Consider the following 17,495-nt stretch of genomic DNA (forward strand, 5'->3'; position numbering starts at 1 on the left):
GTTTGCGCGCTCGGACCCGGACCGATCGCCCCAGTTTCTTTTGACCCCAACGCTGAGGGGAATTCAGCACCTGCACTCACCCGGGGAGTGCGTTCTCGCTTGTCATGGAGTGCGCATGCCCGTTCCTGCCTTCGACCCAGACCGTCAGGTTCTGGATGTTTCCGTGTCCGTTGCTACTGCATCGACGATCACCGCGGTTGCCACGCTCTGCGGAGCCAAGTCATTGAGCTTTTGTTCTCTTTCCGTGCTTCGCAACGTACAGCACTCGATGGATCACACCGCAAGCCAGCACCCATCCGTCAAACCGCTCATCGAGGACTTTCAACTCGAGATCGAGGCCGCCGTCACCGAGCTGTCTGCATCCCACATGGTCGACCCCACCTTGGCAGCTGGCTTCACAACCAGCAAAGAGCCGGTGCTGAGTGTCTTGACTCGTTTTCCCACAAGGGGGCCAGATGAGTTCTACGAAACCGTCGGCAACATGCTGGTCACCGCATGGCTGACAAATCTGGCCCCGTCGATCAACAGATTCAAGCGCCTGCATGCTCTGACATCAAGTTTCCGAAACGAACCCCAACTGACAGAACTGCAAACGTCCGACCTCCACACGCTTCTTCACCGCAGCCGCGCGGACCTGCTGGAAGTGCTGTCGCAACGCTCCCTCACCAAAGACAAGGTCACACTGAGATTCAACGCGGAGCTTCTGATTCACCTGCGCTCCGGCTTGAACAGCCAGCACATTGAGGAGCAGCAATGCGCGGACCAGCGCAAGTACCTACCACTGTCCTCGTTGACTCAGAAGACCTCTGCACTCGAAGCAGAAGTTCATCGAGGGGATGCAAACGCGCTCGTTACGCTCATAGCTTTTTGTATTGGCTTGACCTGGGATCTGACAACACAGATTCCCATGTTTTCTAGCGATGAGCACGAGGGATCGCTGGCTTGGTTGGACATCCGCACTGGTGAGGTCTACGTGAAGATCAAGCCGTTATTACGGGACTTGGGACAGGCAGTCGCCGGCTGTGAAGTGACCTCCGATGTCCTCCGGCTCCCGCTGCCGATGCGCCTAGCGGACGCCCTGAAAACAGCAGTGGCACAGCGGCCCCAGGCAAGGCGCCTGGGTGACCTGCTAGACGAGCCCACCGCTCATACAGCCGATTGGGATGAGCTATGGAGCGTGAGTCATCGAACCAGGTTCATTCGATCGGCCGTGGTGAACGCCATCAGACTGGACCCCAACAGAGCCGTCGCGGCATTTGCATTTTTGAGTTTTCATCTCATCACCGGGCCGGATCTGCACTACTTGACGGTCAGCGAGGCGGCGGTGTGGTCGATGCGTTCCAAGTTCTTCCAGTCTGTCGGACTTGGAGACACGAACTCGCCAGACCTCGCCGCTGCACACAAAGTAGGTTCGATGCGAACCGCCGAGCGGGACATGGTCCGGTCCATCTTTGAAGAGCTTGACAGCTCTGTGGCAGCGGTTCGAGTGGGTCGACGATACAGCCTGGGTACGTTGGTCGAACATCACAATCGCTATGCCCGCCGCGTGGCGATGTTTCTTCAGTTTGCGGCTGCCGCCCGCTCTTCAGCAGAGATTGATTTTCCTGCGTCATCCTGGTTTTTTGGCTCCGTGTTCGGCTACTTGAACGACAAGGACAGCGGCACGGCAGGGGGTCGAACACCCATCCCGATCTCGCCTACAGCCAGCGAACAACTCAGACTCTGGGAGCTGCATTTGCAGAGCCTGCGTCAGCGGCTGAGAAAACTGCTCGGACTGCGCGCACGTTCAGCCGACAAACTTATTCAGCGGATTCTGGAGCGCAATCAACTATCCATCTTCTTTCTCCTGGACGAGAGCGCAAGTGTCCGACCCTTGCGATCTGAGGACCTGTTTGTCGGGCGTTCGGAAAACCTCAATCGCGATTTCGGCCGGCATTTCTTGGCATCGCTGCTGACCGACCGGGGTAGCCCGATCTCCGATGTACAGGTACTACTGCGCCACCAGGGAGACGCTATCAACCCCGGCTCGGCGTTCGGGGTTGAAGGGCCGCAACCTCGACTGCAACGCGTTGCAATTACTTTGGATCGCATCCTGATCGATCTCAACATTCGCCCCCTGCCGGGCGTCGGGGGGAGTGCCGGATGAGCAAAAAGACTACGAAGAAAGAAGGGGTCAGCTCTCAACAGGAAGAAGACCTTCAACTCAAAGTGAATGGAGGTGATGCGGTGTGGCGCCTGCGCCTTGACTCGGCTGCGCGCGCCGCACGTTTTTGCTCATTTGTTCAGCAGTTGCCAGACCACTGGTCAACGGTATCAGATGAGGTCTGCGCCGTTCTGTGCGTCCTTGGGTACGAATGCGTTCTCACCCGACAGGATCTGCTGGGCCTGCTTGCGAGCTCGGGTCAGCAGAAGACCATTCCGCACGCCGTACGAGTAACCTGGGAACAAAAGTGTGGGAAGAACAGCAGGTTCGAGTCTCGATGTCTGTCGGCCAGGACTGTCTTGGCTTTGAAAAAAACGTCCAGCTTCATCGACTGGCCGAACGCCATCTCGTCGACCGAACAGCATCTTGAAATGGTCTATCCCTTTCTCGTGCAACCTCCTCCCACCGTCGTGTTGGAAGAAGTGCTGCTTGACGCGTCAGCGTGGCATTACCTTCATCTGCCGGCTTGTCTTTACTCTCACATTCGCGGCGCAATCTCAATGCCTTCGCTGCCGAATACGGTGCTCGATCGCCTCAACGCCAAGGATGATTTGGAGCAAGGCACCACGGATGCGGAGCTTGACCCCCACTCCGAGCTACCGGGTGCAGCAGAAGTCGAACGGGTTCAGGACGCGTCGATGGATCTCCTCCTCGACCCACCGTCGAATGGTGCTCCAGTGTTCCCCAAGAAGTCGATCGGCTTGCTGAAAAGCCTTTGCGCGGTTTCCTCCAACGATGCTGGGATTCGACTATCGACGCATCTGGCGCGTGCGTCGACCCAGACAAAGTTGACTCTCGCAACAAACATCCTCACCGGTGAAGGGTGGGTCGGTGCCACATTGGCAGCATGGGTCGCGCACCTGCTCCACCACGGAAGCATTCGCAAAGAGAACCCAGCGGTGTCCACGCTATCCGCGTACGTTGGAGAACTGCTTGAACCCCTTGCAAATGCGCTGATTCGAATGAACAAGCCTCCGATCCTAATGATGCAGGAGGATTGGGTGGAGCTTTTTGAATCGCTGGCACAAGAGGGAACCCAGTTGAGAGGCGCTTCCTTGAGCGCTCTTCACCTCTGGGCCATCCGCAGCTTCGGTTGCGATCCGATGCCGCAGATCATGTTTGCGCAGAACGGGCCCTCTCATCATGTGCGGGGCAATGTCGTGTGGCCCGCTGAGCAGGCCCGCGCAATACAGCTGGCAGCCTCTGCTTCTTTCGACGAAAGGGTGAATGCCCAGTGCACCGTCATGCTCATCCTCGGATGCACGGGCCTCTTTCGGATCTCAGAGCTCCCATCGCTTCGAACTACAGATATTCAAGCCACTCGCGAAGGTGTGCGAGTGGCCATCGACCCGTCGCGCGAAACTCATGGTGGCAAGAGCCGCGCTGCCCGAAGGGTGGTGTATCTCAATGAGGTCGAGGCTTTGAGGTACATCCTGGATTTTCGGGACCGCCGCAACATGGAGTCGAACTTCGACCCCAGCGAACCTGTCCATTTGTTTGGAGATCCCAACAAGCCCCAAAAGCTCTATCAGTTTGGTCTTTGCACCCGAATGACCAACCAGATCCTGAGGGCATGCACCGGGGATGAGTCGGTCTCATTCCACTCCTTGCGGCACACCTCCGCTTCAGACCGCTGCATTCAATTGCTCACTGAGCCACTCGCACCAACAGCCATCGCACCGCTGCATATCTTGCTACACGAAATGGGTCATGCATCGCCGACAACTTTGTGGAGCACCTATTTTCATTTCAGCGACTTTGCAATTCGGGACCGAATCGACAAGGTGGCTGAAGTCAGGCAGATGAACTCGACAGAGGTCGGCTTCTGGCTCCAGGAACCCTCTAGCACTTTGAGGCAGCAGTTACAAAGGGGCAGCGAAGGCGACGCCGCAGGCTTCTACTTGAAACGGATCGACCGCGCAGCATTCGGGCCAGATTCAAATGCTCACCGACCCGCCCAACCGTATGGACTTTCAATGACGCCGACACCAGAACCGAGTTCGGCAACGCAGATCGACTACGAGTGGATTTTGAAGGGACTCTCTGCCATCGTGAGCGATCTTCCTTCGAGCGCCATTTGCTCGCGCCTCTCTTGCACAAGTGAACACGTGAAACGGCTGTGTCTGTCCATACAGCAATCTCTTCAGGCGCTGCGTTTACAGCGGCGCCACAAGCTCTCTTCGTTGCTTCTCGACACGGCCGATGTCGATCACTGTGTGAGATGGGCAAGGGAGCAGTTGGATCGGCAAGGTTGGTCCTTTCAAACTTCGCGATCCGAGGGCATCCGCCGCTTGCATCGACATTTGAAAGACCATGCGGACAAGTCCTTTCCCGCCGCGAGAGCGTGGTGCGTGATGTACAGCAACGCTGTGCTTTCACTGGAAGATTCCATCGCAATCATCTCGTTTTTGAGAACGCTCAGAGACGCAGGCTTTCCACCACAGGGTTTGGTGGTACGGGTGCAAACGCTGGCGTCAGATGTGCCCCAGCTGCAACACGAGCAGCACATCAGGGGTGCAATCACAGCGATCAACGCCATCACCATCGAGGCGCTGGGCACCGATGTTCGTATCGAGCAGGTTCGACCACGGCGTGGCTACCCAAAGCGCTATTTGCTGGCAGGCCGCACGGCCTTTCGCGGCGGTGGCGCGGCAGCTTCAGCGGCGATTTGCATGCGTGAACTCCATGGAATTTTATTCGGGCTGCATGTCCTTCACAACATCACGAAATGGGAGAACCCATGACTCATTCCAAGGCATTGTTCAGCGTTCACTTTTGTCAATCATCACAAGAGCTTCTTCTTGATGACTACAGGCATCTGCTCGATCGTGTGGAGTCCGGCATACAGAAACTGCTCAAGCCACTTCGCCTTATGAGCAGCGTCCGTTTTGTGAGGTGCGTGGATGCAACGGGGAAGGAATGGATGGACGTTCATCTCCAGGAAGGCAGTCAACTCAGCTTTGTGCGTGAGCTTGAAGCTTCGATTGACAGCACATTGGACCTGCTTGACATCGAGGTCGGTGCTGCCGCTTCCGTGGCGCGACAGGCATTGCACACGTTGCGCGAGCTCCAGTTCCGCAAGACTTGGAACTCCAGAGATCTGTTGAATCTTGTCGATCGCCGCATCAAGTCAAGTGAGGCTGCGTCCTTAGGCCGCGACTTGGAGACTGAGGATCACAAGGTGAGCATTCGCTTTTCGCAGGGTCACATCTCAAACGCACCGGTCCCTCATCGTCGATTCAGCGCGCTTTGTTTGGATTCCGTTGAACTTAGTTTCAGGCCCAGCCACGTGGGTGTGGACAGAGCGTTTGTGAGTCTTGCGAACACTGCCATGAAGCAGATAAATGCAAAGGCCAGGCGTATCGAGGTCTCGTGGCATGAACCAGCTGGTCATTCCATTTCCGATCGCCTTTTCGAGTCGACCAGAACTCAGACCTGGATCACCGCTCGTTGCAAGGTGGTCGTCAACTCAACGGGTGCGGCCAAAGCACTGCTGCTTGAAACGCTCATGGAATGATGTATCGCCACGAGGTTCGATCACTCATGTTTCGTCGGTTCAACTGCTGCAGAAGCCTGGTTTGAAATCTGGGGAAGACTGCCTCTGCTTCTGCACTTGCAACCTCTGCCAAAACATGAACGCCCGGGGGTGTGCTGTTTCTATCCGTTTTTGAATAGTTGGATGGATTTTCCCCTACAAGCATTCGATTTCGGATGGTTGTGGAGGATGGGCAGACCTGCACCCAGAGGGCAAGGGGTGACGGGCTTGTGCTGACGATCGGCGAGTGCCCAAGGGGTTGATCCCTCACCTCAAAACTCTATACTTGAAAGCGCATTCACCAATTCATCGCACATCATGTTTGAGACCCTTCCCCTCACGTTGATCAACAGCGCATTGATCCTGGGAATCATCCTGGCGCTCATCATTTGGCCTGCGGTGAAAGAGAAGACAAGAGAGCTCAAAGAAGAGACACAGCGCTTGCGAGACGCGGCAGTCGGGGACACCAGCTCCCACAAGACTGACGCCTGAGTTCACCGCGCGAAAGACTCGGTCTGTACCCCCCATAGCGGAAGCTGCTGCGGGTAGTGCACTGCCGACTTGATCAGAGCGACTGACAAAGCCCGCAGTTCGATCAGACGGACTGCGGGCTTTGTTGACTTGTCGTTCAATTAACCTTGCTTCCCCACTCCGCCTGAATCGGCAGGTTGCTCAAGTGCACCGCCGCAGCGATGCGGGCCACCTGCTCGGCGTTACGCACATCGCGCGGTGCGTGGTCCAGCACGGCGGTCATGGTTTCTCCCCTGGCCGTGTCCTGGCTGCGCAGATCGCGCAAGGCGTCTTCCAGCAGAAGCAGCTTGATCGCCTGCACCTCCGCGGGCGTGATGCCGTCCGGGCCATAGTGGGTTTTTACATAAGGATGGGCGCAGTGGAACAAGGCGCAGGACTGCACAAAGGCGGCAGAAAAAACAAACCCGCGTTCCCGGGTATCGATCACCTTCATGCTCGCAGCCCGTTGCCCGGCCCGAATTGCTTCACGCAGCGGCAGAAGCGCCGGCATGGGTACGGCTGGGTCTCCGCCCTTGGGCAGGCGCATGTGGTGAAACACTTCCACCATCAGGTTGTCCTGGAACACCTTGTTCAGGAAGCGTTCCAGAAAGGCGTCATTCACTTGAGGGCGTTCGGCGTGCATGCGGTTGCGCAGCAGGCTGACCCACTTGGGGTGCATTCGCATCGGATCTCCGGGGAGGTAGACCTCGGGCACTTCTCGCGTGGGAGGAAGCGCCACCGGACCGGTCAAGCCCTGCAGGATGAGTGAATCCGGTGGGACCAGCGGTGCATGCTGAGCCAGGCCAGCGCTGGGCACTGGTGGGAAAACACGCAGATGCTGCGAGCGCACCGAGCGGCTGGTGCTGGGTGCTGAAGAAGAGTGAACATTGCGGCGGGTGGGGTTGTTCATGAGGAGGTCCTTGGGTGCAATGAAGGTTTCAGGGATTGATTTCAGGGGGTCAAATCTGTCGCGGAAGGGGTGGAGCGCGCACAGACAAAAGTGGCTTCGGCTTCACCCCTCCAAACCGGTCAGGTCGCCTTGCGCAGCGGTGAGTTCTTGCTGGGAGCCTTGGGCGCCATATCCGTACTATTCCCCCTACCCGCCCTCTCACCCTTCTCCGCACGGTCTGCAGGCTCCCGCTGTTTCGCTCGACCACCCGGCATCACCGGAAACACCGTTTCAGGGGCCATCAAGGCAAGCGTGATCTCAAAGGCATCGGTGTCGGTCATGACAGCCAGTGGCAGGACGGCTTCATCCAGCGCCTCTCTCAGTCGCAGGGCCGCCTCTGTGCCCATGGCGGTGTGGCTCCTGTCGGTGAGACTGACCAGCCCGACGGCGAACACCTGGTGCAATTGCACAGTTGTGGGTACTGAGCCTGGCCTTGCCGACGGGCTTGCCCCCGTAGAAGCTTCGGGCGGGACATGCCCTGTGCTTTTGGTATCTGCTTTCCCTGTGGTGGAGGTGCGCTTGGACGAGGCGCTTGGTTTTTTTACCTTCGGGGCTGCTGCAGGTTTTGCGTTTCCGGAAGTGCTGGGTTTGTTTTGACGGTTCATGTTGATTTCCAAGTTGGTTCTTCGGGCTGATCTGAGTTGGTCAGGAGCACTGGCTTTGCGGTCGGCAGACGTGGCTCCGCCCTGCCCTCGTTCTCAGGCATGTGTTTCTGACGTTGGTTGGGATCGGCTGTTGGATCAGCCGCTGGGGGACGGAGAGCTCTCGGCGTTGTGTGCGTGGCAATCGACGTCCACACTGGACTGCGGTTTTTCGCCTGTGCCGGCCTGGTGCGGCAGGCCCAAATGAACCAACCGATCAGCACCCGTTGATTGCTTCTCGTCCAGCCGAATGGCCAGGCCAGTGACCGGCACCACGGATATGTGCTGTTTGAGCAGCCGCTCCATGGCCGAGCCGTCGCGCCGGGTCAGGTTGGGCACGTACCGGCTGTAGATGCGGAACAGCATTTCTGTGCTGGTGTGACCCAGCTGTCGCGCGATCCACTCCGGTGCCTCGCCTGACGCGAGCCACAGCGTGGCTGATGTATGGCGCATCTGGTAGGCCCGGCGGTGCGGGATGCTCAGGTGTCGCAACAGCGGCGCCCACACGCGGTTCAGAAAGTTCTGGTTGTCGATGGGCCCACCACTGCGGTTGCAGAACACGAACTCGGCGGTCTTGCCCGTGACCTTGAACTGCCTTTGCAAGGCGTCGAACACCAGGTCGTTCATCTGGATGTCGCGCATGCTGCCATCGGTCTTGAGCTCGTCCTCTTCCTTCATCACGATGGCTTCGCGCACCAGGATCAGTCTCCGCTCGAAATCGATGTACTTCCACTTCAGCCCGTGCACCTCACCCGTTCGCATGCCGGTGAAGAAGCGCACAGTGAAGTAGTCGCGGTAGTCAGGCCGCGCGGTGCTCAGGATGCGCTGGACCTCGTCCAGGGTGAAAGGCATCACATCGCTGCGCTTCATCTTGAGCGGTTTGATGTTGCGAAACGCGGAAGTAAACTCGAACCGGTCGGCCGCTTCGTTGAGGATCTGCCGCAGCGGCTTCAACACGGAGTTGATGCGACGGTTGGACAATGTGCTCTGGGATTTTCGGGTGGTTACTTTGGCGAGTGTTGCCCGAAATGCCAGTACGTCTGCCTTGGTGATCTGGCCGACCTCCTTCTCCCCGAAATAGGGAATGAGGTACTGGTCGATCGACCCACGCTGCGTGACGCGGTAGCTGCGCCGCCACGACACTTCCGACTCCGCGAACCACTGTTCAGCGAACTCTGTGAACGTGGGTGTGCCGGTGCGGGTTGAGGGCTGGCGCTGCAGGTCCGGTGCGCTCGCCTCCTCGGCTGCTTCAGCAGCAGGGTCACGCGACGGCAGTAGTTTGCCGAAGGTCTTCTGGTAGTCGAAGGTGCCGAGGGCGATTTCGGCTTCGATGCGGTCGAGGGCTTTTTGCAGGCGCTTGCGGTTGGCAGGACTGTCCGGAAGAGTTGTGTACTCACGCAACCGTTGACCTGAATAGCGGAAGTCCATGAACAGCGTGCCTTTGCTTTCATGGCGGCGAACACTACCCATGGATCACACCTCCGCTGGCCAGTGGAATGTCTGCGGTATTCACGGCCGAGTGTTCGGCCATGTCGGCCTCAATGCGCTCCCAGATGTAGAGCGTCTTGCGGCCCCCAAAGGGTCGGATGTAGTGACGCCCTTCCAGCAACACGCTGTCTTTCAGGCGATCTCGGATGGTTCGACTGTCGTATTTGATTCGAGACGACAACTCATCGGTCGTCAGGTAGGTGCATGCAGACACTTCTCACTCCTTCTGGTTAATGGGACAATCAGAACAACAAAAGAGCATTCAAATCGCTTTTTTGTCATCCTGAGTGGCATTATGGAGTGATAAATGCCATCGTCAAGTGCTTTATGTCATCTTGGATGACATTTTTTCTCGGAGTACGTCTTGATCAAGTGCCACCTGTCCCGATTGATGGGAGAGCGAAAGCTGAAGATCAGCGATGTGGCGCGCGATACTGGACTCCACCGCAACACCATCACGCTTCTGTACCAAGAGACAGCGACTCGCGTTGATCTTGATGCCATCAACGCTCTTTGCAGTTACTTTCAAGTCGCTGTGGGCGATCTTTTCGAGTTTTGCGAGGACCCGCCCTCACCCTAGAGGCGGAGGATTCTGGTGCGAACCGGGAGCTGATGAGTGCAAGCATGCAGCTTCTTGGGATGAAGACTGCGGGACGAGCCGTGTACACACCGATCTGATTCAGTCGTCGCCAACAATCTGAGCATGCGGTCTGCAGCGACTTCGGTCGTTCCTCTGTTTTGCCATGGAGGTCCGCTTGTCATCGTGAAGCGAGCGTTCAGACGCGTCGTTTGGTTCACTGCTGGTCGTTCAGCATGCCGCCAAGATGCCGCCGCCGACGTTCAAACTATGTCCGCCCAAAGCGCAATGGATTGTTTGACTGCGGAGTACAGCGGCGGCGGACGCTCAAGAGTGGAGCGCGACGACGAACTAGCAAGGTGAGCACAGCGGCTTGCCCAGTCTGTAAGATGGCTCTGAGGCATCCACATGTAAGACATCCAATGCGGTGAGTCTGGGTCTCTGCGCAGAGACCTATACCCGCAGGGCTCCAGGGAGGAGATCTGTGCCGAAGCAATTAACGCTTCTACTCGACACCAATGTCCTGATACCGCTGCAAAACTCATATGCCGCACTAGGTGACAACCTAGCAAACTTCCATCGGCTCGCGCTTGTCGGCGGCCACAAGCTGGTCTATCACCCAGCAAGCATCGAAGACTTCGAAAGGGACACCGACCTGGGCCGACGCGCAAGGAACTTGGAGCATATCCGCCGGTACCCAGCTCTAGAGCGCCCCGCCAAATGCCCATGGAATACGCCCACTACAAGCCTAAACGACGCCTGTGACAACGAAATTCTATATGCCCTTGAGTGCGATGCGGCACATGCGCTAGTAACGGAAGACAAGGGGCTCCGGTCGAAGGCCCGAGCACGCGGTCTGGGTCACCGAACCTACAACATCCAAACCGCCGAAGACTGGCTACGGCGGCTGCATCAGCCGTTCGATGTCGTGCTGCCGAACATCGACGATGTTCCGCTGCACAGCTTGACGCCAGAGCTTTCGGACACCTTCTTCGGCAGCCTGCGCGAGGGTTATACAGGCTTCGACGACTGGTTCCGCAGAAAGGCTAGGGAAAACCGGAAGGCGTGGGTCTATCGGGATGAGACTGGCCTGCTCGGCGCGATCTGCGTGTACGACGTTCAGACTGACGAAGTCGTTACCAACGCGGGCAAACGCCTAAACGGCAAAGCCCTGAAGCTCTGCACATTCAAGGTCGGCCAGAACGTCCGTGGACGCAAGATTGGCGAGCTCTTCCTGAAGGCCGCATTCCGCTTTGGGACCGAGAACGCATGCGAGCACATCTTCATCCACGCCGACGTGGAAAGGCATGCATACCTCGTGGACCTCCTCGTCGACTTCGGCTTTGAAGATGTCGGATCCTATGAGGCGGACCGGGTCTTCGTGAAGCAGCACCCAATCACCCCCCCAGACACCGCAGGACTCTCTGCACTCGAATTTGTCCGACGTTTCTACCCCCACTTCCGGGACGGTCATCAGGTCCAAAAATTTCTAGTACCGATCCAGCGGGAATTCCATCGGATACTCTTCCCCGACTATCAGGCACTTCAATCCCAGCTCTTTGCACCCCAAGGTAGCGTGGGCAATGCCATCAAGCTGGCCTACCTTTGCCATTCGGCATCGAAACAGATCAGACCAGGCGACGTACTGCTGTTCTACAGGTCAGAGGATGAACAGGCGGTCACCTCGCTCGGCGTGGTGGAACAGTTCGCAGTGCTCAACGACGCCGCTAGCATCGCCGCCATGGTCAGCAGGCGCACCGTTTACAGCATCAAAGAGATTGAAGACATGGCCACTCGGCCAACGAAGGTCATCCTCTTCAGGCTCGTAAAGCACTTCCCAGCACCGGCCCCCCTCAAGCGCCTTCTAGATGACGGAGTGGTCGCTGGCAACATTCAATCTATTACCAAAATTTCCGATGACGCGTTTTCAAGAGTGCTTGCGGCCACAGGGGCCTAGAGCCTTGCTACTTTCCGTTAAGCCAAGGTTTGCCGAGCAGATACTCGCTGGGACCAAGACGGTGGAGTTTCGTCGGTCTTGGGCTGCGGAGCCCGTTGGCCTGGCCGTCGTGTACTCCAGCTCTCCGGTTCAGCGCCTGGTCGGCATCGTGGACATCGAGGGGGCGGTTTTCGCGTCACCTGCGTCCGTCTGGACGAAATGCCGCGCGCGCGGGCCGGGTCTTGAACGCAAGGAACTCATGGAGTATTTCGCAGGCAAGGACCAAGCATATGGCGTCTTGCTGGGAAGCCTGACCGTCCCGGAGAAGCCGATTCGACCGAAGTTGCTTTTCAAGGATTTCCGTCCGCCGCAGTCCTATCGCTACTTGACTTCAACCGAACTGCGCCGCATCGGCAAACAGTTCGGTCTTGTCGAGGAATTCGAATGACCATCTTCGTCGCTGGAGTCCATGGCGCGGGAAAGACCTTTGCCACCAAACCGGCCTGTCAGAAGCTAGGGCTGGTGCATGCCACGGCCAGCCAACTCATTAAAGAGGAGCGCGGGCAGGCCTCGTGGGACGGCGCGAAGATGGTTTCGGACGTGGACCAGAACCAGATGGCGCTCATTTCGGCCGCCAGACGCATCCGAGAGAGCGGCGCGACGCTCGTCATAGACGGCCACTTTGTGCTTCGACGAGCACCTGGCACCCATGAAAGGCTGCCTGTCGACGTGTTTCGGGCACTGGAGTGCTCGTCAATCTTGTTGATCCGTTGTCCTGTGCCAGTCCTGCTCGAGCGTCTGCATGCTAGGCAAGACACCAGCTGGACTGAGGCAGAACTAGCCGAGTTCAGCAAGGCTGAGGACGCCCACAGCGCTGAGGCAGCCAAGGTGTTGGGCATTCCCTTGAAAGCTCTCGATTCCCCGACCGCCCAGGAGGTGGAGACCTGGTTGGAACGGCTTTCGAAAGGCATGGGCGTCTCGCGCCGATAGCCGAGTGTCGAAGGAGAAAAAAACTGCGTTGCCTCTTCTGCAAAGCCGACTCGTCAACTTCCCGGTCCAGGGAGCACATCGTGCCTGAGTCCTTCGGAAACACCGAGCATGTACTTGGGCCTGGCGTCGTCTGCGACGGATGCAACAACTACCTGGCGCGCGAGGTCGAGAAGCCGATTCTTGATTCCCCATACTTCAAGGAACGCCGTTTCAGTTCTGTCGTCCCAAACAAGCGAGGACACGTCGTCCCGCTCGATGGCTTTCACCTGGAGTCAGGCACTCGCATACAGGCTTACGCGGACACCGGCGAGGGCATCTCCATTGCCGCCCATCCGGATGCCGACGAGGCTCGTCTCATCGAGAGGCTGTTGGGCCAGTCTCAAGGAACGTTGATATTCCAGAGGGCAATACCTCCAGATGAACGCGTCCTTGCCCGTTTTGTCGGAAAGGTCGGACTCGAGGCACTTGCGTCTCGGCTCATACGTGCTGGCAAGTCACATGAGGAACTTGTCGACAAGCCAGCCCTTGATGAGCTCCGAAACTTCGTCCGCCGTGGGAGCGGACCGCGTGAATGGTCCGTCGTCAGACGGCAGTTGTACACACTAGATACGGTGTTCTCAGATGACAACGAACACTACGAGCTTCTCCACGAATATCAGCTGCTGTTGAGACCAATTGACGATGCCAACAACGTCTATGCTTGCTATATCGCTCTGGTCCTTTTTGGAGAAGAATTTGTCCTCAACATGGGCGGTCCCTCACTCGATGGCTTCGAGACTTGGCGGGCAGGCGTTGAAGACTGACTGACAACGTGTTGTGCGACTGCGTTTTGAGCACCCAATCCATCGGCGCCAAGGACAGCAACGCTAGATGGCTGCCGACCGTCAGTCATGCGACTGACGGCCCCAATCTGCCTTGACCTGAAGCTCGAAGGTCAGAGCACTGCTTTGCAGCGAGAGCAGGCGTTCAACAGGCTGAATGTAGATATCTTCAATGGACCAAGCAGCAATGCCCGTTGTTGGGAAAATCAAGGCAAAGACCTACTTATCAATTCCAGCGAGGGCAACGATGACGCAAGAGAAGGAAAACCAATCCGGCAAACCAGAGGACATCGCCGACGAGTTCTTCGACGAGCGGGATGGGTTGGAACATGAAGATGGGCGAAGCGATGGCCTCGAACCTGGCACCAACCCGGACGCCGAGGCGATGGTCGTGTCACTGAAGAAGACCACCCATGGTGGCGAGGACTGCGCTGAGGTGTATGCCCACGGCGAGGCCCACCCCGAAGACGGGACGGAGAAAACCCAGCAGACTGTGCTGCTTGCCCGCGTGACCGAGACCGCGCTCACCATGTTCCCGCGAGTTTCGGCCTCGTATCGCCCCGCATTTCTGACCCCAAAGTATGACAAGTTGACCACGATCACCATCCTGGCCGAAGAGGACGAGCCATGGTGGCTGCCCGAAAACATCAGGGAGTTCGACGCGATGCTCGAAAGCCTCCCCACCGGCTTTGGCCGCCACGCCAAGTATGGACTTGGCTTCAAGTGGGAATACCGACTGATCCCGCACGCAATCCTTGAAATGCACGGCATCACCGAGCTGGTGATCGAGCCAGGCAATGGCGCGTCGGCCGACCTGCCCAAGTTCAAGCTCGGCATTGATCGGTTCTCGGCGATTAAGCGCTCCATCGACTCGATCACCACGCGCTCGCGCGCGCAGTCGCTACGCGAACGCCAATTGCTCGCCTTTAATGAATTGCTGCACGTTGCAGACCCTGTCCAGTTCGAGCGGCGCTTCCCCAAGGTGAAGCCCGGCGCAATCTACGAGCTGGTCAAGCTGGGGGGGCGCGTGCAAAACCGCAGCGCTGACGACCGCCTCGCGGCAGCCACAGTCATCTGCGACGACGCCGCGAAGATTGCCGCAGAGCAGCCCTCGCAGTTGGTGGAGCTCAAGGCTGTGATCGAGCAGGTCACGTTGAAGGAGCTGATCGCCAAAATCGAAGACATGCTTGGCAAGAATCTGTCGGAGTCCAAGTGGCAAGCATTCTTCAAGGCCAACCCATTCGTCCTCGGCCTGGCGTTCCCCCATCCAGTGATCATGATTCAAGACCAGGCGCATGTCGGCGGGACGATGCTGCACGGCGCTGGCGAAAGCATCGTGGATTTCCTGTTCGCGCAGCGATTTACCGGAAGTCTCGCCCTCATCGAGATCAAGCGCCCGTCCACCAAGCTCATTGAGGCCAAAACGTTCCGCGGTGACCTACACGCGCCGCACAAGGATTTGACCAGCGCGATGGCGCAAGTGCTCGATCAGCGCTTCCAGCTCTTAAACAACTTCGCGGCCAAGTCCCACGACCCCGCGCTCAAGGACACGCATGTGTCGGCGGTTCACTGCATCGTGATTGCCGGAACGGCGCCAGACACGATCCAGAAGAAGCGCTCGCTAGACCTGTTCCGTCACTCATCAAGGGACGTGGTGGTGATCACGTTTGACGAGTTGCTCGACAAGCTGCGCGAGATTCTGCGGCTGATGACTGCGGGGGCTCCCGGCCCTGCGCCGACTCCTGCCCCGCCGCAAGACGACAGCGACCTCTTTTGACATCCATTCGACGGGTTTGCAAGCCCTCCGATGACGCGCCCATGCGGGTCTCACCACATCACAACGGCAGAGCAAATGCTATTCAAGAAATTCCAAACTGTATTGGCTAGCGCGCGCATCGCGGCGCAAGATGCCTATCTTGTTCATCTGAGCGGCGCAGTTGAAGCCGTCGATGCGAAGCTGGCAGCAGAGGCTGAGCTCCAAGCCTACGCATCTGCATTGAGCACATTGCTGGACGATTCTAGTTTCGGCGTGAATCCCCATTTGACCAACAAGTTCGCCCAGACTCTTGGAGAGGCTCACTTCTGGCTCATGTGCTTGGACAGGGGACTGCGGCTGACGCGCATTCCTGAGGTCAGGGACAAAAAGACACCTGACTTCTCCGCCACCATCAGCAGCCAATCCATTTGCTTCGAAGTGAAGACGTTGTCTGTGGTTGGCGGCGACACAGGCATCGCGAATGCCCTGCACTCCTCGCTCGACGCGCACATTTACCTGGAAGCGCAGCAACGAGCGGGCGCCCGAGTTGCCATCGCGACTTCCGAGGCGCAACCCTACGGAGACAGGGTCAATCGAGATCAGACGTTGATGAGCGCCATCAACACGCTCGTCGAGAAGACCCGCGGGAACATCAAGGCTGACCAGTTCGCACGTCCGAACACGTTCTTGGTCATCAATCTCAGCGTCATCCCGCCGTACGTCACCGAGCCCAAGGCACTCAGACCCGCCTATCTCGACGACTTCATGTTCCCCAAGGCAGTCACCGGCGACCTATGGACTCTGGCCTTCGGCAAGGTAGGCATGTTGATCTTGGGCATCCCCGAATTCGAGGGCAAGCCCTGTGTCGAGGGAACGTTTGACAAGGTCGGCATCCTTGAAGACGAAGAATTCTCCGCTGTTGCAGGGCTGATTTTCATGATCCACCCGTGGCAGCGACCTTCGGAGCTATGGGGGCTCTTTCGTGGTGCAGACATCCGCAAATGGGAAGATGGAGAACCCGCGCTGTTAGAACAAATTCTTGCGCTTACCGGAAAGTGCTGGAACGACTGTGGGGACACCAATGGGTGGCAAGTGCAGTAGCTGCGATAGGTAAGGGCCTGCGCAGTCGCTAAACCACTAGGAATAATGTTTTAACCCGACGCAGCGATGCTTAACAACTTGGCGATCAGAACGTAGGCTTTGACAGCCGAATGAAGTGCTTCATGAACGAAGACGTGAGCTCGAAAACAAACTCGACCTCAGCAACGATAACGGCATCGTCGTGTTTGACATAGGTGTTCTCGTACTTGGAAAAGTAGTCAACCAGCTTCTGAAACATGTTCGCCAATTCCGGCGACCCACCCCGATCGCGGACAAATGTACCGATAGCTGGGATCTGGTTTTCCAGTGACTTGGCGTTGCCGAGGAGGCTGCGCAGCAACAACTCCAGGGCAAGCCGAAGGTCGTCCAGCGTATTGCGCCGGAAGACGCCATGATCGTGCTTCTGCAGAGCCTCGTTGAAGAGCTTCTGCGACTCCGGGTGATCGGCCAGCCAGTGCCGCGTCTCGACCAGTAGTGTCCGGTGCATGTCGGTGAATTGATCCTGATCGGCACACTCAGCAAATTCGATGAAAAGTTTTGTCTTTAGCTTGACGATCTCCGGTCGTTCTCCCATCGGGTCAACACGGTCGCACAGCTCGCGGATGATCTGGTACTGCTGCTTAGGTTCAAAGGCCGCTAAGTTGTCTAATAGCATGCTGCGCTTGTTCGGCGCATCGTTGGGATATCGCGCGTACTTGACCTCAATACCGAAGTCGTAGGCATACGCGGTCGTCAGTTCGACAGCCTTACCACCTGACAGGCCTCCTCCGCCCTCGTCGATATGAGTGGTAAGGATCTTTGCAGCGTGCTGCAGGAAAGCCGTTGTGATCTTGTCTGCCATGGAAGAATGGTACTTCCGCGTCGAACTGATGCTGCCGAATGACCCGTTCACGATCAAGCTGACGTCGAGTAAGTAAGGATCGACTGACCGCTCCCAGCCTTGAACCGACTTTGCGATGCCCAGAGGCAGCAGTGCAGCGGTTGCCGA

Annotated in this window: 16 protein-coding genes; 11 read left to right on the top strand and 5 right to left on the bottom strand. The window is 57.7% G+C overall.

The window, feature by feature from the left end; all coding sequences use genetic code 11:
* Positions 1–115 precede the first annotated feature (115 nt).
* From J2W49_RS24125 to J2W49_RS24140, 4 genes are all read left to right on the top strand, one after another.
* Complete coding sequence (locus J2W49_RS24125; RefSeq protein ID WP_310322045.1) at positions 116–2,146, top strand: hypothetical protein; 2,031 nt, start codon at positions 116–118, stop codon at positions 2,144–2,146.
* Positions 2,143–4,947: a site-specific integrase gene (locus J2W49_RS24130; RefSeq protein ID WP_310322047.1), complete on the top strand. Its 2,805-nt coding sequence runs from the start codon at positions 2,143–2,145 to the stop codon at positions 4,945–4,947. Before J2W49_RS24125 ends, J2W49_RS24130 begins: the two co-directional genes overlap by 4 nt.
* On the top strand, positions 4,944–5,720 hold the full coding sequence (locus J2W49_RS24135) for a hypothetical protein (protein WP_310322050.1): 777 nt from the start codon (positions 4,944–4,946) through the stop codon (positions 5,718–5,720). The genes J2W49_RS24130 and J2W49_RS24135 overlap by 4 nt, the downstream gene beginning before the upstream one ends.
* A 336-nt stretch (positions 5,721–6,056) precedes the next feature.
* Complete coding sequence (locus tag J2W49_RS24140) at positions 6,057–6,230, top strand: hypothetical protein (protein ID WP_310322053.1); 174 nt, start codon at positions 6,057–6,059, stop codon at positions 6,228–6,230.
* Positions 6,231–6,366: 136 nt separating this feature from the next.
* Here the strand turns inward: J2W49_RS24140 and J2W49_RS24145 are convergent, their stop codons facing one another.
* From J2W49_RS24145 to J2W49_RS24160, 4 genes are all read right to left on the bottom strand, one after another.
* Positions 6,367–7,158, bottom strand: coding sequence for a hypothetical protein (locus tag J2W49_RS24145; RefSeq protein WP_310322055.1), 792 nt, complete (start codon positions 7,156–7,158; stop codon positions 6,367–6,369).
* 119 nt (positions 7,159–7,277) lie between these two features.
* On the bottom strand, positions 7,278–7,802 hold the full coding sequence (locus tag J2W49_RS24150; RefSeq protein ID WP_310322057.1) for a hypothetical protein: 525 nt from the start codon (positions 7,800–7,802) through the stop codon (positions 7,278–7,280).
* A gap of 135 nt (positions 7,803–7,937) precedes the next feature.
* Positions 7,938–9,308 carry an Arm DNA-binding domain-containing protein gene (locus tag J2W49_RS24155; protein WP_310322060.1) on the bottom strand — a complete coding sequence of 457 codons (1,371 nt, stop codon included), beginning with the start codon at positions 9,306–9,308 and terminating at the stop codon, positions 7,938–7,940.
* Complete coding sequence (locus J2W49_RS24160) at positions 9,301–9,540, bottom strand: hypothetical protein (protein ID WP_310322063.1); 240 nt, start codon at positions 9,538–9,540, stop codon at positions 9,301–9,303. Before J2W49_RS24160 ends, J2W49_RS24155 begins: the two co-directional genes overlap by 8 nt.
* 174 nt (positions 9,541–9,714) lie before the next feature.
* Between J2W49_RS24160 and J2W49_RS24165 the strand changes: the two genes are divergently transcribed.
* From J2W49_RS24165 to J2W49_RS24195, 7 genes are all read left to right on the top strand, one after another.
* Positions 9,715–9,906, top strand: a complete 192-nt coding sequence (locus tag J2W49_RS24165; RefSeq protein ID WP_473092268.1) for a helix-turn-helix domain-containing protein — start codon at positions 9,715–9,717, stop codon at positions 9,904–9,906.
* Between the two features lie 481 nt (positions 9,907–10,387).
* Complete coding sequence (locus tag J2W49_RS24170; protein WP_310322065.1) at positions 10,388–11,860, top strand: PIN domain-containing protein; 1,473 nt, start codon at positions 10,388–10,390, stop codon at positions 11,858–11,860.
* A gap of 109 nt (positions 11,861–11,969) precedes the next feature.
* A complete protein-coding gene (locus tag J2W49_RS24175) occupies positions 11,970–12,287 on the top strand; it encodes a hypothetical protein (protein ID WP_405001079.1) in 318 nt (105 codons plus the stop codon).
* Positions 12,284–12,829, top strand: coding sequence for an ATP-binding protein (locus J2W49_RS24180; RefSeq protein WP_310322070.1), 546 nt, complete (start codon positions 12,284–12,286; stop codon positions 12,827–12,829). The genes J2W49_RS24175 and J2W49_RS24180 overlap by 4 nt, the downstream gene beginning before the upstream one ends.
* A gap of 23 nt (positions 12,830–12,852) precedes the next feature.
* Positions 12,853–13,632 (top strand): HNH endonuclease, encoded by a 780-nt coding sequence (locus J2W49_RS24185; protein WP_310322199.1) that lies wholly within the window; start codon positions 12,853–12,855, stop codon positions 13,630–13,632.
* Positions 13,633–13,822: 190 nt separating this feature from the next.
* Positions 13,823–15,427 carry a Shedu immune nuclease family protein gene (locus J2W49_RS24190; protein ID WP_310322072.1) on the top strand — a complete coding sequence of 535 codons (1,605 nt, stop codon included), beginning with the start codon at positions 13,823–13,825 and terminating at the stop codon, positions 15,425–15,427.
* 75 nt (positions 15,428–15,502) lie between these two features.
* Positions 15,503–16,507: a hypothetical protein gene (locus tag J2W49_RS24195; RefSeq protein ID WP_310322088.1), complete on the top strand. Its 1,005-nt coding sequence runs from the start codon at positions 15,503–15,505 to the stop codon at positions 16,505–16,507.
* 85 nt (positions 16,508–16,592) lie between these two features.
* On the opposite strand, the gene J2W49_RS24200 is transcribed toward J2W49_RS24195, so the two are convergent.
* Positions 16,593–17,348, bottom strand: a complete 756-nt coding sequence (locus J2W49_RS24200) for a hypothetical protein (RefSeq protein ID WP_310322090.1) — start codon at positions 17,346–17,348, stop codon at positions 16,593–16,595.
* Between the last annotated feature and the right edge of the window lie 147 nt (positions 17,349–17,495).

The sequence above is a fragment of the Hydrogenophaga palleronii genome (assembly GCF_031457455.1).
Taxonomy (GTDB): Bacteria; Pseudomonadota; Gammaproteobacteria; order Burkholderiales; family Burkholderiaceae_C; genus Hydrogenophaga; species Hydrogenophaga palleronii_A.

What these genes read in the sequence shown, in the direction of transcription:
- J2W49_RS24125 (WP_310322045.1), top strand. Translation starts at nt 116, where the DNA reads ATGCCCGTTCCTGCCTTCGACCCAGACCGTCAGGTTCTGGATGTTTCC.
- J2W49_RS24130 (WP_310322047.1), top strand. Translation starts at nt 2,143, where the DNA reads ATGAGCAAAAAGACTACGAAGAAAGAAGGGGTCAGCTCTCAACAGGAA.
- J2W49_RS24135 (WP_310322050.1), top strand. Translation starts at nt 4,944, where the DNA reads ATGACTCATTCCAAGGCATTGTTCAGCGTTCACTTTTGTCAATCATCA.
- J2W49_RS24140 (WP_310322053.1), top strand. Translation starts at nt 6,057, where the DNA reads ATGTTTGAGACCCTTCCCCTCACGTTGATCAACAGCGCATTGATCCTG.
- J2W49_RS24145 (WP_310322055.1), bottom strand. Translation starts at nt 7,158, where the DNA reads ATGAACAACCCCACCCGCCGCAATGTTCACTCTTCTTCAGCACCCAGC.
- J2W49_RS24150 (WP_310322057.1), bottom strand. Translation starts at nt 7,802, where the DNA reads ATGAACCGTCAAAACAAACCCAGCACTTCCGGAAACGCAAAACCTGCA.
- J2W49_RS24155 (WP_310322060.1), bottom strand. Translation starts at nt 9,308, where the DNA reads ATGGGTAGTGTTCGCCGCCATGAAAGCAAAGGCACGCTGTTCATGGAC.
- J2W49_RS24180 (WP_310322070.1), top strand. Translation starts at nt 12,284, where the DNA reads ATGACCATCTTCGTCGCTGGAGTCCATGGCGCGGGAAAGACCTTTGCC.
- J2W49_RS24190 (WP_310322072.1), top strand. Translation starts at nt 13,823, where the DNA reads ATGGACCAAGCAGCAATGCCCGTTGTTGGGAAAATCAAGGCAAAGACC.
- J2W49_RS24195 (WP_310322088.1), top strand. Translation starts at nt 15,503, where the DNA reads ATGCTATTCAAGAAATTCCAAACTGTATTGGCTAGCGCGCGCATCGCG.
- J2W49_RS24200 (WP_310322090.1), bottom strand. Translation starts at nt 17,348, where the DNA reads ATGGCAGACAAGATCACAACGGCTTTCCTGCAGCACGCTGCAAAGATC.